The 17492-nt window shown below is 40.5% G+C and carries 13 protein-coding genes; 4 read left to right on the top strand and 9 right to left on the bottom strand.

The window, feature by feature from the left end:
* Window positions 1-120: 120 nt before the first annotated feature.
* The 3 genes from R8N23_RS08065 to R8N23_RS08055 all read left to right on the top strand — a co-directional run bounded on the left by R8N23_RS08065 (window position 121) and on the right by R8N23_RS08055 (window position 4519).
* The gene (locus R8N23_RS08065; protein ID WP_318171074.1) at window positions 121-2475 is read left to right on the top strand and encodes an ABC transporter permease; all 2355 of its coding nucleotides are present in this window, start codon (window positions 121-123) and stop codon (window positions 2473-2475) included.
* Window positions 2476-2563: 88 nt separating this feature from the next.
* Entirely contained in the window at window positions 2564-3055 is a 492-nt protein-coding gene (locus tag R8N23_RS08060; protein WP_318171073.1) for an MOSC domain-containing protein, read from the top strand.
* Window positions 3056-3286: 231 nt separating this feature from the next.
* On the top strand, window positions 3287-4519 hold the full coding sequence (locus tag R8N23_RS08055) for a GAF domain-containing sensor histidine kinase (protein ID WP_318171072.1): 1233 nt from the start codon (window positions 3287-3289) through the stop codon (window positions 4517-4519).
* Window positions 4520-4564: 45 nt separating this feature from the next.
* On the opposite strand, the gene R8N23_RS08050 is transcribed toward R8N23_RS08055, so the two are convergent.
* From R8N23_RS08050 to R8N23_RS08040, 3 genes are read right to left on the bottom strand one after another with little or no spacing between them, the layout of a single operon-like run.
* Window positions 4565-6784, bottom strand: a complete 2220-nt coding sequence (locus tag R8N23_RS08050; RefSeq protein WP_318171071.1) for a xanthine dehydrogenase family protein molybdopterin-binding subunit — start codon at window positions 6782-6784, stop codon at window positions 4565-4567.
* A complete protein-coding gene (locus tag R8N23_RS08045; RefSeq protein WP_318171070.1) occupies window positions 6781-7245 on the bottom strand; it encodes a (2Fe-2S)-binding protein in 465 nt (154 codons plus the stop codon). The genes R8N23_RS08050 and R8N23_RS08045 overlap by 4 nt, the downstream gene beginning before the upstream one ends.
* 1 nt (window position 7246) lies before the next feature.
* Window positions 7247-7621, bottom strand: a complete 375-nt coding sequence (locus tag R8N23_RS08040; RefSeq protein WP_318171069.1) for a cytochrome c — start codon at window positions 7619-7621, stop codon at window positions 7247-7249.
* A 234-nt stretch (window positions 7622-7855) separates the two neighbouring features.
* On the opposite strand from R8N23_RS08040, the gene R8N23_RS08035 reads away from it, so the two are divergent.
* Entirely contained in the window at window positions 7856-10255 is a 2400-nt protein-coding gene (locus tag R8N23_RS08035) for an ABC transporter permease (RefSeq protein WP_318171068.1), read from the top strand.
* A 137-nt stretch (window positions 10256-10392) separates the two neighbouring features.
* Here R8N23_RS08035 and R8N23_RS08030 read toward each other — a convergent pair whose 3' ends face one another.
* The 6 genes from R8N23_RS08030 to R8N23_RS08005 form a co-directional block, all read right to left on the bottom strand.
* Window positions 10393-10971, bottom strand: a complete 579-nt coding sequence (locus R8N23_RS08030) for an NAD(P)H-dependent oxidoreductase (protein ID WP_318171067.1) — start codon at window positions 10969-10971, stop codon at window positions 10393-10395.
* 44 nt (window positions 10972-11015) lie between these two features.
* A complete protein-coding gene (locus R8N23_RS08025) occupies window positions 11016-11339 on the bottom strand; it encodes a hypothetical protein (RefSeq protein WP_318171066.1) in 324 nt (107 codons plus the stop codon).
* A gap of 59 nt (window positions 11340-11398) precedes the next feature.
* Window positions 11399-11980 carry a Crp/Fnr family transcriptional regulator gene (locus R8N23_RS08020; protein ID WP_318171065.1) on the bottom strand — a complete coding sequence of 194 codons (582 nt, stop codon included), beginning with the start codon at window positions 11978-11980 and terminating at the stop codon, window positions 11399-11401.
* A gap of 250 nt (window positions 11981-12230) precedes the next feature.
* A complete protein-coding gene (locus R8N23_RS08015; RefSeq protein WP_318171064.1) occupies window positions 12231-13070 on the bottom strand; it encodes a hypothetical protein in 840 nt (279 codons plus the stop codon).
* Between the two features lie 307 nt (window positions 13071-13377).
* Window positions 13378-14121 (bottom strand): DUF1835 domain-containing protein, encoded by a 744-nt coding sequence (locus tag R8N23_RS08010; RefSeq protein ID WP_318171063.1) that lies wholly within the window; start codon window positions 14119-14121, stop codon window positions 13378-13380.
* A 20-nt stretch (window positions 14122-14141) separates the two neighbouring features.
* A complete protein-coding gene (locus R8N23_RS08005; protein ID WP_318171062.1) occupies window positions 14142-17426 on the bottom strand; it encodes a S41 family peptidase in 3285 nt (1094 codons plus the stop codon).
* Window positions 17427-17492: the final 66 nt, after the last annotated feature.

Raw genomic sequence — 17492 nt, 5'->3', positions numbered from 1 at the left:
TCAAAAGAGAAATCTAAAAGCCAGTTTCGAATATCGAACACTGGCTTTTTTTATGGCCATTTGCAACTATTTACGTTGTACTACAATCTATACATTTAGATATAACCAAAAACTCAACTCATGTTTAAGCACAATCTGATCCTGACATTTAGGAACTTTAAGCGATTTAAAAGTTCCTTTTTCATCAACCTTATTGGCCTATCCACAGGACTAGCCTGTACGATGTTCATCTATCTTTGGGTAACAGACGAGATGAATACAGATAAGCATTACGCTAAGGATGATCAACTTTTTCAAGTAATGGAGCATCAACAGTATGCCGATCATATTATGACCACATGGTCTACGCCAGGCCTTCTGGCTCGATCACTCAAAGAGGAATTCCCTGAAATAGAATATGCAGCCACCACTACTTGGGTAAACAATATGACATTGTCATTTGAAGACAAAAACATAAAATCAGAAGGATGGTATGTAGGGCCTGACTTCTTTAATATTTTCTCCCACGAACTGATTGAAGGTAATGCGGATCATGTAATGAAAGATTTGAGTTCTATTGTTATTTCCGACGACTTGGCCCTCCGAATTTTTGGTACTACCTCAGACCTCATTGGAAAACCCTTAAAATTAGATCACGATCAAACCTTCTTAATCTCAGGAATATTTAAAAAAATATCAGCCCAATCGAGTATCACTTTTGATTTCGCGCTACCATTTGACAACTTCATGGAGCGCAACCCATGGGTGAAAAACTGGGGAAGTAATGGACCAAGAACTTATGTAATGTTAAGAAGTGGCGCACAGGCTTCTGAGGTATCAGACAAAATTGCGGAGTTCGTTAAAACCAAAAACGAAAATACTAACGTCACCTTATTTCTGAAGAAATACTCAGATAACTATCTCTATGGAAGATATGAACATGGTCATCTGGTCGGGGGTCGCATAGAGTATGTTCGCCTTTTTTCAATCATAGCCATTTTTATTTTGCTCATTGCATGTATCAACTTCATGAACCTCGCTACAGCACGAGCATCCAGAAGAGCTAAAGAAGTGGGTATAAAGAAAGCTGTAGGTGCGCCAAAATCGACGATAGTAACACAATACATGACTGAGTCTCTACTCATGTCATTGATCTCTTTTGCCGTTTCCGTTTTAGTAGTCTTCTTCCTTCTTCCCCAATTCAATGAAATCACGGGAAAGCAAATTTCTAATTCATTTGACCTCGATGTAATTTTTGCATTTTTTGGCATCACCCTTTTTACCGGAATAATCTCAGGCAGCTATCCTGCCATTTACCTTTCAAGTTTTACGATAGTCAAAGTATTAAAAGGAGAAATGAAAGGTTCTCTTGCAGAGCTATGGGCAAGAAAAGGTTTGGTTATTTTCCAATTCACACTATCCATCATTTTGATTGTATCCGTGATGGTCATTTACAAACAAATAGACTATGTACAATCCAAAAGCCTTGGATATGACAAAGACAACATGATCTACTTTGACCAAGAGGGAAAGGTGGAAAGCAATGTAGAATCATTCCTTACAGGTTTAAAAGCTATCCCGGGTATCGTCTCAGCAACTAGCACAGGTCATACCCTACTCTATAGAAACAACAATACTTCAGGTTTAGAATGGGAAGGAAAAGACCCTGAGGTCAACATACTCTTTGAAAATGTAAGAACTAACTATGGCATTTTTGAGACTTTAGGAATTGAATTCAAAGAAGGCCGTGCCTTTTCGAAAGAATTCAGTACAGATACCACAAAAATCATATTCAACGAAGCCGGCATTAAAGCCATGGGCATGGAAGATCCCATCGGAAAAACAATCACTCTTTGGGGTGACAACAAACTCGAAATCATTGGTGTAGTAAAAGACTTTCATTTTCAATCCTTGCACAATGAAGTGAAACCCTTGTTTTTTATTCTTTCTCCAGAAAACACCTGGCACATCATGGCCAGAATACAAGCCGGAACAGAAAAACAGACACTGGCTGATTTGAAAACCTTTTATGAAGAGTTTAATTCAGGTTTTGCCTTTGAATACAACTTCATGGACGAAACCTATAAAACGCACTATGAAGCTGAACAACGCGTATCCACTTTATCTAGATTTTTCGCAGGTATGGCAATTGTTATTTCTTGCCTAGGACTATTTGGATTGGCCAGCTTCACAGCAGAGCGTAGACAAAAAGAAATAGGGATTAGAAAAGTCCTTGGTTCTAGTGTATTGAATATCGTCTACCTGCTTTCCTCGGACTTCACCAAACTTGTAGGCTTGTCCATCCTCTTAGCGCTTCCCATCAGCTATTACCTCATTAGCGAATGGTTGGATCAATTTGCTTTCCGCATCAGTCTGGAAGTTTGGTTTTTTGTAGGAGCAGGCTTGCTCTCTCTGATCATTGCCTGGCTAACTGTTGGCTCGCAGGCGTTGAGAGCAGCGCACGTCAATCCAGCAGAATGCTTGAGAGATGAATAAAGAATTTTGATTGATGGTTATATTGAAACGGCTGCAAGTTGCAGTCGTTTTTTTATTCCGCTATATATTTGTTGAAAACAGAAAGTCTATGTCCTACGACGAACCAGTAATGAAACAACTGCTCCGGTCCATTCCCCAAGTTGGAAAAGTAGAATGGATAGGTATCCGCAAAGAACGAAAGGCTATTCCCACAGCAGTGGATCACGTAACTGCGAAGAAAAAGACAGGATTGGAAGGCGATCATTTCAAAGGAAGTCTTTCTGGAAAAAGACAAGTGACCTTGATTCAAAAAGAGCATCTAGAAGCAGTAGCGGCCATGCTTGGTAAAGACGCTATAGATCCTGGACTCACTAGAAGAAATATTGTGGTGTCTGGCATTAATTTACTATCTCTCAAATCTCAGAAGTTTAAGATTGGAGGAGTTGTTTTAGAAACCTCCGGAATTTGTGCGCCTTGCAATCGAATGGAAGAAAACCTGGGCCCGGGTGGCTATAGTGCAATGAGAGGGCACGGAGGCATTACCGCCAGAGTGGTCTCAGAGGGAGATATAAGGATTGGAGACGAGGTTTCATTGGCATAAAATTTCAATAAAAATCACATTATATCCCGGCAACCGATCAAATAAAATATATAATTATTTCAATATATAATTTTAGTATTGCTCGATTTTTAATACCTGAAATATAAATAAACGAGTAGAACACCCCATTCGTCGAAAACGATAGTCATTGCTGATTATAGCTGTTATTTTGCTTCTTCCATTCCCCCTCAATTATCCCCCTTTTAGTTAAGAACCAATATACTAACAGCTATGACTATAGATCATTTTTCTGAGAAAAGGGCCATGGTGAGGATGCAGCAAATCTTTGATTTGTTTACAGAGCTTTCAGCTGATCAATCTTATCACTTCGACAAAGTACTCAAAAGAGCAACTGAGTTAGTTGAAATGGACATTGGTATTATCAGTCATATTGACAATAGCATGTACGAAGTACAAGAAGTATTTAGTACAGGTGAAAATATGATTGAAAAAGGTCAATCCTTCAGTCTAGATGATACCTACTGTAGCCTCACATTCGCAAGCAATAATATTGTTGACCTCAATCACGTAGGAGCATCCGAACATTGCAGCCATCCTTGCTACCAAAACACCCAACTCGAAGCTTATATCGGCGTGCCCATTGTGGTAAACGGTAAAAAATATGGTACACTCAATTTTTCTTCGCCATCACCAAGGAAAAATCATTTTAACCAATTCGATAGAGATTTTGTGCTGTACCTAGGTCAATGGTTAGGCCAACATATCACAAGGTTAGAATACGAAAAAAAGTTGAGCCAGAAGAACAAACAATTGCAAGAACTGCTCTACGAGCGTGAAAAGCTGAGTTCTATCCTGATCCACGACCTAAAAGCACCTTTGAATAACTTGAGTGGACTATTAGATATTTCTGAATCCATGACTGATCAACATGTGATTTCTGATATGATGAAGGATTCGCTCAACCGGGCTTTTGGACTCATCACAGATTTACAAGAGGTCAATCAACTGGAACAAGGGTTAACTAAGTTTCAACCTACTGTTCTTAACGGCATTGAAATTGCAGAAATCATAATTAGTCAGTTTATCAACGCTTCTCAGCAGAAAAAAATCAATCTGGTACTTTTGAGTATTGAAGAATCAATACCAGTTGAGTCTGACATGAAGCTGCTTTGCAGATCGCTGAACAATTTGGTATCCAATGCGATCAAATTTTCCAATGCAGATTCAACGGTGGAATTAAGTGTGTTTCAGGAAAATGATCATTTGCACTACAGAGTGAAAGATCAAGGACCAGGAATCAGCAAGGAGGACCAAAAGAAGCTCTTCAAAAGATTTCAACGACTTTCAGCAAAACCCACTGCTAATGAGCACTCTTCCGGACTCGGTTTGTACATTGTTAAAGAAAATTGCAAGATCATGAAAGGTGACATTGTAGTAGAAAGCAAAGTCGATCATGGTACGGCATTTACGCTATCAATTCCCCTTAAAGTAGAAAGTAATTAGCGATAGCACTTTCATGCCATCGCTATACATAAGTCACTAAACTAACTATGATATTATATCTTCCCGAGTCACAGGCAGCTTGCGGATACGTCGACCAGTAGCATCATAAATAGCATTGAGCACGGCCGGCGCCAACGGCGGCGTAGCGGGTTCTCCTAAGCCTGTTGGAGGCTCCTCACTTGGTACAAAATGCACCTCTATCTCTGGCACTTCATCTATCCGAAGTAGCTTATTGTTGTGGAAATTGCTTTGCTGCACCACGCCATTTTTGATGTCAATTCCTCCATATTTCATAGCTGATAAAGCCCAAATAATACTTCCCTCCACTTGTCCTCGACCAAAATGTGGATTAACTACTATTCCACAATCTAAAACACTCGTGATCTTCTTGATTCGAATTCCCCAGTCAGAATTATCCTTTTCCACTTCCACTATATGGGCGCAAACTGTGTTGGCAAAAAAGTCTTCCATGGCAAAGCCTCTGCCTCCACCTTCAGTCTTCGCCTTTTCCCAAAGCCCTTCTTTTTCTACATAGTTGAGCACACTGAGATATTTATCTCTGATTTGAATTCGAAACTCCTTTACAATTTCATCAAATGGTTGTTGTCCCGGACGAGTGGGTCTATTAAACTTAACCGTTTCGATCTCCTTGGTTAGAAGTTCATTTCTTAATGCCACTGGATCCTTTTCAAGTGCTATTGCCACCTCATCTATAAAACACTCTTTGCCCATAGAACTCGAATGAACCTGCACACTTCTCCAGGCTCCTTGATGTACCAGTCCGTCCACTGCATTGAGATAAGTATCCATGTTGTCCACAGGATATGGATTCTCCCATAAATGATCCCCCGAACCATAATCCACGGTTTTAATTAGCTTGACCTGCATGCCAACCAATTGATCTTCTTTCAGTAAAGCGCTAAATCTGGATTCTTGATAAGGATGAAAATAATCGTGCTGAATACCATCTTCTCGAGTCCAAGTCAGTTTAACTGGTTTTTTAATCTGCTTAGAAATGTAAGCGGCTTCTATTGATGTGTCGGGATAATACCTTCGTCCAAAAGAACCACCTGAATTTTGAGTATGTACCTCAATTTTATCATCAGGAATATCCACAGCCTTGGCTACATTCAGTACTACACTGCTCGCATTTTGTGTACCCACCCAAATTTGACATCTATCCCCATCATAATGAGCCGTAGCATTCATCGGTTCCATCAAGGCATGAGCCTGATGAGGGTTAATGTAGGTGGCTTCTATCTCTCTTGTTCCCTCTTCATTTTTCACCTTTTGATAATCTCCTTGGGTATAAACCGGTTCCTCAAACTGCTCCCCAGCTTTATTAAAATCATCTTCTATTTTCTTATTGCTATTATTCGAATTATCTCCCAAGTCCCAATCAATCTTCAGTGCCTTTCGTCCTTTGAATGCCGCCCAGGTAGAGTTGGCTATCACCACTACCCCTTCCTGAATATGATTCATATCTTCTGCAGGTTCTAGTGCCGGTAAGGCAAATACCTGCATCACACCGTTCACCTTCAAAGCTTCTGTGTCATCGAAGGACTTAAGTTTTCCTTTATAGACAGGGCATTTCTCTATAGAAGCATAGACCATATCTGGCAAATCCACATTGATTCCGTAGTTACCTTTTCCAGTAACCACATGATCGGTAATCAGGTTTCGAACCGATTGACCTACAATCTTAAAATCTGCAGGTTTCTTAAATTCCACCTCTTCAGGCGCCTTAAGTTTGGAGGCTGCTTCGGCTAATTCACCAAAACTCAGTCTTCTAGTGGTACCCGTTTCCATCACCCACCCCTCTTCAACCTTGAGTTGATCAACTGATACCTTCCACTGATTGGCCGCGGCCGACTTTAGCATCTCACGGGCGGTTGCACCCATACGCCTCATCAAATCCCATTGATCCTGAATAGTTCCACTGCCGCCGGTGGTTTCTCTAATGACTCCGATAAATTTCTTGTCATAGCCCGCTCGATTTACTCTTACCTTGGACCAATCAGCCCCTAGCTCTTCTGCCAAAATCATAGGCAATCCTGTACCTGAACCTTGCCCCATTTCATGAGCCGTCAGCTGAAAAATCACATTCCCATCTAAGTCAATGCTCAAAAAATGATTCAGTTCGGGCAAATCTGTTTGGTTACCAGCCTGAATCAACTTCGCCACCCCAGGCACTGACACAGCCAGCATAAATCCACCCCCAGCCAAGGAGCTTACTTTCAAAAATTCTCTTCTGCTCGTTTTCATGATTCCTGTGGTTTAGCTGCTGATAGAATGGCTTTCATAATTCTTGGATAAGTACCACATCGGCAAACATTACCTTTCATGGCTCTGTGAATCTGGTCTTCTGTGGGCTGAGGAATTCGCTCAAGTAGAGCAGCCGCTGACATGATTTGGCCCGTCTGACAATAGCCGCACTGTGGCACATCTATATCTTTCCATGCCTCTTGAACAGGGTGATTGCCGTTTTCAGAAAGTCCTTCTATTGTAATGACCGACTTGCCTTGGACTCGTTCGATGGGTACCACACAGGAGCGAACAGGTGTACCATCTATATCGACCGTGCAAGCGCCGCATTGCGCAATACCACAGCCATATTTGGTTCCATACAGTTTCAAAAGGTCCCTAATGACCCACAACAATGGCATGTCTGCTTCGGCTTCTATGCTTGTCGGTTTTCCGTTAATGTTGAGTTGATAAGTAGGCATATTAATTTTTTGATAGTTGTGGTGATAAGGTTTCAAAGTCCGCCTCGTTGCCCCAAGCGTTTTGAATGTAATTGACAACTTCGATCATTTCCTTTTTAGAAATGGGAATGGGAAGCATACCTCCTTCTCCAGGAGATCCCTTTTCAATCAAATACTTGGCTCTAGCTGTAAAGTCAGGAGTGATGGATGCTCGTGTAAGTGAAGGATAGGTACCTCCTAGCCCTTTGCCGTCCGCTCCATGGCAGCTCAGACAATTCGCGAGATACACCTCTTGGCCTCTGGCCCATTCTAGTTGTTGTTCGTCCGACAATCGACTACAGGCGCTCATTCCACACAAGCAAAGACCTAGCATCGTAATTTTGAGTTTTGATATCATCTTTCGGTTCTTTTTTACAAAAAGCTAACGAAAAACGATTTTGATTAGAATCCGGTCCCTACAAACGACAGAATGAGCACGATCAATGACAACTGTTCGCCAAATCCACTATTTCGCACACCTATTGCACGGATACGAACATATCCTGGCATTTAACAAAACTCTATCTTACTGATAATCTATAAGTTAACGTTGTCGGCACGTATTTTGGCATAGAGGTAAAAAAACCAAGACATGCTGAAAAACTACTTCAAAATTGCGCTTCGCACGCTTATTAAAAACAAAACCTATGCATTGATCAATATCCTTGGTCTATCTGTTGGGATTACGTGTGCCTCTTTGATTTTATTTTATGTGGAAGATGAATTGACCTACGACCAATTCCATAGTCAACATGATAAAATCTATCGTGTGATTGAGTCAGATCATTCTGACCCGTCAGACGTCCAGCATTATGGTCAAACCTCGCCTGCAGTACCTGCTGCAATGAAAAGTGATGTTCCTGGAGTTTCCGATTTCACGAGAGTATTTCAACCGGGTGGACACAGAGATATTCTATGGAATGGAGATAAAATTCAGGTAAGAAGCTATATGATTGCTGAATCCAACTTCTTTGATTTTTTTGATTTTGAATTTGTGGCCGGGGATAAAGGCTCCGCACTTAAAGACTACAACTCCATAGTGCTTACAGAATCAGCAGCCAGACAGTTTTTCGGAAACGAAAACCCGATAGGCAAAACAATGAAATGGACCAGCATGAACGATGTGAAAGTAACGGGCGTACTCAAAGAAGTTCCAGAAAATTCACATTTACAATTCACCGTTTTATTCTCGATGAATTCGGCGGATCAGGATCGATTCAGTGAATATTTGAACTCATGGGACAACTATGGTGCATTTTCATATGTTATGCTAGAATCAAATGTAGATGCTCAGTCCGTAGCAGCTAAGTTTCCTTCTTTGATCACTACCTATGACAAAAGAAACACTCCTGAAATAAGACAGCTGTCACTTCAAAACTTGGGTGATATTTATCTTAACTCGAAAGACATCCAATATGGAATTACGGATGCCTATGGTAATATTTTCTATATCAAATTATTTATGGGTATAGCGGTTTTTATCATGATCGTTGTCTGCATCAACTATATAAACCTTTCCACAGCTAAGTCTACGCAGCGAGCCAAAGAAATTGGATTGCGAAAAGTGAGTGGAGCGAGTAAAAGTCAGTTGATCTCGCAGTTTTTAATCGAATCGATTGTTTTGGCTTTTTTCTCTTTCCTATTTTCCGTTTTGCTGATCGAAATTCTTTTGCCCTACTTCAATGAAATAGCAGGAAAACACTTTGAACTCAACAAAGAAAACATCCTTAACATCTCCTTGATTATTTTCTGTATCACCTTGCTTTTAGGTACAGCTTCTGGATTTTATCCTGCACTAGTTTTATCAAAGCTACAACCAGTAGCAAGTCTAAAGGGCGAGGTAAAGTCAAACTCAATGAACGTTAGAAGTTCATTGGTTGTCGTTCAGTTTGCTATCAGTATCGTGATGTTAGTTGGAGCGCTGGTTATATATCAACAAATGCAATTTATCAAAAACAAAGAATTGGGTTTTGATCAAGAGAACATGCTAGTGATAGACATCAACAACCGCAATGTGAGAAAGAACTTCGAAGCCATGAAAGCGGAATTGGCTCAAGTGCCAGGCGTTCAGAAAGTAGCTACCTCCTCTCGAGTTCCTGGAGAGTGGAAAGGCATTCGTCGGGTGGACTTCAAATCAAGACAATCGGCACAAGACTCTGTGAACACCTACTTTATGTGCTTCGATGAGCAAATGCTGGACACTTATGGATTTGAGCTATTAGAAGGTACAAATTTCACTGGAAACAAGGTGACCGACTCCACGAAAATCATTTTGAATGAGGCCGCTGTAAAAGCGATGAACTTGGAGAACCCAGTAGGTCAATCGATCTATCTATCCGCGAGAAATTCTGGTCCCATGCAAATCATAGGTGTAGTGAAAGACTTTCACTACCAATCTTTGCACAACGACATTGCACCTATTGCGCTAGGATACTGGGCCAATCCAGTGACAGCCATAGACTATTTTTCATTGAAACTAAATACTTCAAACTTTAATGAAACCTTAGCGGGTTTGACTGAAGTGCATGACAAGTTTGATAATAGCACTGCCATGGAGTGGCACTTCCTGGATAACCAAATCAATAACTTCTATGTCAACGATCAGCGAATAGGTCAACTATTTGGTATCGGTGCAGTCATCATGCTGATCATTGCAGGATTCGGATTGTTCGGAATTACTTCATATATGATCGATAGACGCAAAAAAGAAATTGGGGTGAGAAAAGTATTGGGTTCTACCGGCATACAGCTGGTAACACTGCTCTTCAAATCGTATGGCAAGCAGGTTTTGATAGCCTTTGGTGTAGCAGCACCATTTGCTTATCTCTTCGCTAGCGAATGGTCGAGTCTTTTCACCTATAAAGAAACTATATCAGTAGTAGTTTTTCTAATAGCCGGTTTAGTTGTAATGCTTTTTACTTTCCTCACGGTAAGTTACAGGGTGATCAACGCCGCTAGGCTAAACCCTGTAGATGTACTGAAAGACGAGTAGTTGGTTCTCCGTCTCAGTCGCAAGAAACTATAGGTCATTTACTCAAATTGATAAGCCTACCACTCAGTCGCCGCTAACGACAAAGGGTGGTAGGTTTTTTGCTTTCAGCAGAAAAATACGTTCTGAATCAAATAATTTCACCTATTGGCTCGACCCAGTTTTTCTACTTTTTTCAACCATTTGGCCCTGTAACTTTCCTTGGACTCTCTAATCGGACCAATAGCAGTTATTCGTACCTTTTTAACGCCGACAAAATGCATAGTTAATTTTTTCATGGCTTTGTGACTGGGGCTACCATATATCAACTTGTAGTACCAACCGGGTTGATCTAAAGTGCAGATGATTCGGGCCGATTTACCTGTCAACAATTCGTCCCACCAAACTGAGTTTTCTTTATGCTCAAAGGCAAAGCCAGGAAGAAAAACCCTATCTACAAAGCCCTTGGCAATGGCCGGCAGCGAACCCCACCAAACGGGGTACACCCAAACGATATGGTCGGCCCATTTAATTTTCTGCTGGGCGTCCAGCAGATCCGGCTCTAATTCAGTTCTTTTTCTATATCCATATTGAAGATTGGGGTTGAAATCTAGCTCTCGAATATTAATTTCTTTTACTTCCGCATTTGAATATTGTGCTCCCTCCTTATAAGCATCAGAAAGTGCGAAATTGAAGCTTTCCTTATCAGGATGTCCGTTGATGATCAGTATTTTTTTCATTTGATTCTTTTGATAAATTGATTTGAAGTAGTGCAAAAAAGCGGCTAAAACCAGATTTTCATTTTCAGTTCTAATTCAGTTCCGGTGAGGTTTTGGGTACTAAAGAATTTGTATAGCACAAAACAAGCCGGCACGGATAAAAAAGCAGTGCAAATAGAGAATGTCACCATACTGCAGGAGATGGTCAAAATTTGAGCACCAAGTCCTCCCAAATAACAAGTTATTTGATCTTGCGCGTTGGATAAATAGGTATGTACTGTCCAAGAATATTCATAAAATCGATAGGAGATTTCGTAGAGCAACCAGATGGGGTAAAACCATTTTCGGATCGGCATCCACCAACTACCCCAGATTGAAATGTTTTGCATTTTTCTTCCATTTTTTTCACAAATGTCTCGTGAATGGAAGAAGAATCATTTGATATAAATCAAATTCGGACTTTCGGGTTTCTTATTCTACTCAGCGTTTCTAAGGTTATCCCCAAATAAGATGCAATGTGAGTGAGTGGTATTCTATAGGCGATATCAGGATGAATATTGATAAGGTGCCTATATCTTTCTTCTGCTCTATTGAATTGAATGGTATACAATCTTTCGCAAAGGCCAAGCATAGTTTCTGTTACCACTTTGCTAATAAATCGTTCAAAATTATGGTATTTAGTAGAAAGCATGTCCATCGTTTCCTTTGAAAACTCAAGAACTATTGAATCTTCTACATACTCAATATTGTGAGGGCTCGGCTGATCACTAAAAAAACTCACAATCGGTGCCATAAACTGATTCTCGAATGTAAACCAGTCGGAAATGTCCTTTCCATCTTTTAAATAGTAAGCGCGTGCACAACCTTCTACAATCAAAGATGCCTTTTTAGAAAACTGCCCTTCACGAACAACAACATCGCCTTTTTTGAAGGTAGCCACTCGTGCGTGGGCTACAAACTCCCTTTGACACGCTACAGATAAAGGAGAGTATAATTCACCTACAGTACTTAATATTTTTTCAAAATCCATCTTTCCGATTATATCAATGCCCTTAATAGACGTGCAATTTTAGATTTTGTTTTTAGTACAATCTTAACGTCGAAATCGCTATCAATGACAAGGCACAACGCTTCATGGGCCAAGTAGAAGTACCTTTCACCTTAAGATGGAAATTAAGATATACAGGTAATTATCGCAGAAATACCTGCTGTTACATTTCGCAGCTACCTTATATAAGTTTCCTTTATAGTCTAAGGTGGATTTGCACTTCGATATGTCATTAGTTAAACCTTAAATTCACTGCATTTTGATTTAAAATTTCTTCAACACTGGTACCAATCGCTTCAGGTAAGTTTATAGACAATAAATCAAACTTTATACTGGAAAAAGAAGGATCAGCATTCCATTTATACGTTGTTGTTGGCACACTTAAACTCACTGCTAGCCTTGAAACATCATATGAAAACTGCTTTAAAATCATGCTACCCTCCTCAGACTCCAATTCTTCCAAAAAGTCATTATTCAAATTATATCTAAATATTTCAGGTATGTTAACTGATACATAACCAACAAACCCTTTCGTATTATGTGGTCTGAAAAATCTCAAATTTTCCAAATCAGATGATTCAGTTTTACAATACATTCTAACTATTTGGTTTGAAGGATATTCAGCTTTACTAAAATCAAAAACCACTGATGAATCAGATTCTACAGTATTGTAAAACTTCTTTTTCATTGCTTTTTCTCTTAGACCACCTTCATCATTAGAGATGACATATGCTTTAGTTTTAGTGATTTTTTGATCCTTAAAAAGCGAAACAGAAAATTTTGAATCGATCAAATCAGACACTTTTATTTGAATTACATATTCATAATTAGCCTTAAACAACATAATCTTGGCTGGACTGAATGTTTGATTGTAAAACGGATTTTTAGAATACCTGACAAAAGCATTTAAACAAAAGGAATTGGCTAGTTGGTTCTTTAACTCTTGTTTGAAGTCTATTTGGTTGTTATCAGTATCATAAGTATAATCCTTTAATAATGGAAGTGGGTTTTGAGAGACACAAATCATGTCAAATCCCAACATAAGGAAAGCCATCAGTATTAAATTCTTCATTGTACGGTGCGGTTAAAAAAGATTTGATATCAAAAAACGCTAAATCAAGTTTTTCAAAAAAGGCTGCTACTCAAGGATAATGTATTTTGAAGTAGTTTCAAAAGCGTGTCGTTGAAGAAAACCGTAAAAGATAACCTGTTTAACTGACAGAGTTATTACAACCTGTCAGTTCAGACGTAATGCAACGAGGTGAGAATTCTTATCCTCATTAGCTGTATGACTATTCTCATACAATTAGATTTCAATGCTACATGTTGAAATGACGAAATACGGTAGAAATTCAAAATAGATCATCTGGCACCTTCATTTAATTTGCTGCCAAAATCTCGTCAAAAAGTCGCTTGACCTGCAAATCTCCAAAGCCATAGATACTTTCTCGTTGATTAAATTCTTTGAAAACTGGTGCAAATTCAACTGTGTCTAGCTCTTTCATGATTTCTCGTAAAGCAAGCGTTGGTCTGCCAGGGTTGTCATGGGTAGGCACGCGATCCAAATGAGCCTGAATAGCATCGGAAATAAATGGAAACTCAGTCCTTAAACCCTCACCTATATTAACCAATTGATCTAAATCTCCTTTTTTGTAAGATGACCAAAGTGAAGCCAGCTTATCCAGGTTATCAATTCGTTTTCGCTTTTCGAAGATTTGCTCTAACTCATGCTGATTTAGGGCAGCAAAGCCATAGGGAGAGTGAACTTCAGGCCTGATCAAGTAGGTTTTACAGTTCTCTGTAAATTGATTCAGAAGATAGCAAACAAACCAAAAATTGACCTGGCAAAACAAGTCATCCTCAAACCAAAGATAAATCTTAGTGTGGCTAGGAATGTTCTTGATTTTTTCAAACTCATCAATAGTTTGAACTTTATACTCTTCTGTGGGAATATCATAAGCCTCAAATAGAAACTCAGCCCTTACTTGGAATAGTTCTTCAAGGCTATTGCTTTTCACCTCTCCATCTACCAAACACTCTCGAGCTACTAGGATATCTCCTTCAATGGTGTTAGGAAATTGTTCCTTGAGCGCGTCGCCGTTGAGTATGTGGTAGGTTCTCATAGTTTTTTAAACTAACCAGGTTACTTTTTATTATCCTCAAAAGACTTGTCAGGATATGCCGGCACGGGCGGCACATCTCTTGGATCTTCTTTTATTAGTTTTTGCAAATGCTCAATAGCCGCATCTAGCTGGGCATCTTGTCCTTTGAAGGTTGCATGAGGTAAATTATCCAACTCCACATCAGGTACAAATCCATGCCCTTCAATCACCCATTCGCCTTTTTCATTATACACACCGAACATCGGTGCTCTGGCATAGCCATTGTCACTGAGTCTATTGCCGCTATGTAACCAGATCTCACCTCCCCAGGTTCGTGTTCCAATGGTCACCCCCATACCTAACTCTCTAAAGCCTTCAGCAAAAGCTTCACCATCAGAGTAGGTATTTTCGTTGACCAAAACGACCATGTGCCCTCTAAAGGCATACGGCATATTCCAATACGGTTCTCCATTTCTAGCCTTCCAATACATCCAGGCTTTTCTGAGTAATTTCTCCAATATAAAGCTGTCGATATTTCCTCCAAAGTTGTAACGTACATCTACGATCAATCCACACTTATTAAATATAGGATAAAACTCACGGTAGAATTGACTTAAGTCTCGACTTCCCATAGCGCGTAGATGTAAGTAACCAATTTCATCATCGCCCTTTTCTTCGACCTCAAGACGCTTGCCATACTCCCAATCTCTATACCTCAAGCTATACTCATCGGTGATTGGCTTCACTATAATATCTCTGGTATCGGTTCCTCTTTTTACCGTCATTCTCACCTGCTTGCCTTGCTGGTTTCTGATGAGCGCTCCCATATCCATAGCAGATAAGGCGTCGATGCCATTTACTTGTGTGATTACATCCCCCACACGAACATCCAGATAAGGATCATCCAAAGGAGATTTTTCGTCCGGATAGTCTGGATCTACTTTGTAGATATAGTCTATTCTAAAACCTTGATTTACCTCGTCTCGGCTAAACTCGGCACCTAAGCTCGCCACAGAAATATCTTTTTCATCCAATCTCCAATCACCGCCTCTTACACTGGTGTGTAAGGCTGAAAGCTCACCCACAAATCGACCAATCAGATCAGACAACTCTCTTCGGGTAGTTACTCGGTCTACTAATGGCAAGTACTTCTCGTGCATCGCATCCCAGTCTACGCCGTGCATATTTTGATCATAGAAATAATCCCGTTCCATGCGCCACGCATCTGTAAATATCTGTTTCCAATCTTCCAATGGAGTGATCATAAATCGCCAGCCGTTCAGGTCTATTTTACTGTCCGAAAGACTGCTGACTGCCCCAGTACCGGCATCGATCATGTAATAGCTTCCTTTTTTCGTCACCAGAATTTTTTCTCCATCGCCTGTCAACTCGTAACTAGCTACTCCTTCCACCATGGTTTTGATCTTGACTTCTTCATTATCAATTTTGATGACACTCAGGTGGTTTTGGGCGTTGAGTCCAGTTTCTCTGGACATCAAATAGATAGCCTTTTTGTTGACAGATAGTCTACTATAGTTCCCTGCTGGCACAGGCACTTCCATAATTCTTTGCTGGATACCAGATAAATCAATATCTACTACCAATTGATCATCTCCTTCTTCTTTCTTTTTGCCTTTTTTCTTGGAGGACTTATCACCGTTTTCCTCTCCTTCTTTGTACAGTTCGTCAGGCTCTCTAAAAGGTGACCTTGTTCCCTTTTTCAAGGCTACGTGATAGACTTTTTCACTGGCGTCAAAATACGGCTCTGGTTGTCGGGTACCCCATGGGCTTCCCACCAACGATGTAAAACTTCTATCCGATAAGAAGTAGATGAACTCCCCATCAGGACTCCATTTTACACTCATGCTATTGGCGCGATCCGTAGTGAGGTCAAAAGCATTTCCCGTATTCACATTGTGAATTTTAATTTGGTACATGGTGTTCTTGGCAGCCTGCACAAAGGCCATCCACTGGCTATCCGGCGACCAGGAAAAATCTAGAATGCCTTCTTCGTTCGTGGAGATTAATTTACTTACACCTGTTTCCAAATTGAGGACATACATGCGGTTAGCCAAATCATCGTAAGCCAGCCATTTGCCATCGGGAGATGGGACTCCCGCATACCTAAGTATTTTACCATCACGGGTTATTTGCTTTTGATTACCCAATCCATCGGCAGACATTTTTACAAACTCAAATTCACCTGATTCATCAGACAGCGCATATATATTCTCTCCATCATGAGAAAAAACGGCGTCTCGCATTCTCACATCTTTCTTTTCAGAAAAAGAAACCATTCGACCGGATTTCACCGGGGCCACAAAAACACGACCTCTGGCCGTAATGGCTATTTGATCTCCTTTGGGACTTGCATGTACAGATGTGATGTACTGGGAAGGGTTGCGCTCCCACTTTTCACGTAGCTGATCCATATCAGAAGCCAGTCTAATATCAATGACTTTGGTTTGACCTGACGAAATATTTAGATGCCAGAGATCCGCACCTCTGTGATACACCACATTACCTTCGGATAGATTCGCGTATCTCACATCGAATTCTTTGTGCGTCGTATGCTGCTTGAGGTCAGCACCAGATTCATTCATCGACCAGATGTTCATCGTTCCATCACGATCTGTAATGAAGTACACCCGGCCATCATACCACATCGGGTGATGACTTTCACCCAAATAGTCAGTCGTGAGTTTCACTGCTTCTTCTGTGCCTTCCGTAAACTTCCAAATCTGACGGGCTGTCCCTCCCTTGTACCGCTTGGTCACATTTCCGTGAAAACCCGGTCTCACAAAATATACTGTTTGCCCTGACTTATCAAAAGAGGCCTCACTCGCTTGATACAAAGGAATTCTAGATTTTTTCTTCGTTTGAGTATCAATAGTGACTAGCTGATCATCAGGTAATTTAGAATAAGCAAGAGTGGCATAAACCAGCTTTCCATCTGGCGTCCATTCATTCATTTTAGAGGATTCTGCCTCGTAAGTCCATCGGACGGGCAGTCCTCCCTCTATAGGCATAGTATACACTTCTTGAGGCCCCTCGTACCTTGCCGAAAAGGCCAAAGTTTTTCCATCTGGAGAGATAGAGGCATTGATTTCTTCCTCCATGTGGGTGGTCAGGCGTTTGGCCAATCCACCGCTCAAAGGCACCGACCACAAATCACCTTCAGCAGTGAATACCACTGTGTTTTGATGTATATCAGGAAATCTGTAGTATCCTTGAAATCCCTGAGCAGAAACCACAAAATGTGTCGCTAGATAAAGGAGAAAGGTAAATAAGATTTTAGTCAGTGGTGAAGACGAGTGGTTAGTCATTTCGAAAAGATTAGGGTCATAAAAATATTTAATGCTCAACGGCTAAAGCAAGAAACATATTCTACC

This window comes from Reichenbachiella sp., assembly GCF_033344935.1.
In the GTDB taxonomy this organism is placed as follows: Bacteria; Bacteroidota; Bacteroidia; order Cytophagales; family Cyclobacteriaceae; genus Reichenbachiella.
This window is presented reverse-complemented; position numbering and strand designations above follow the sequence as displayed.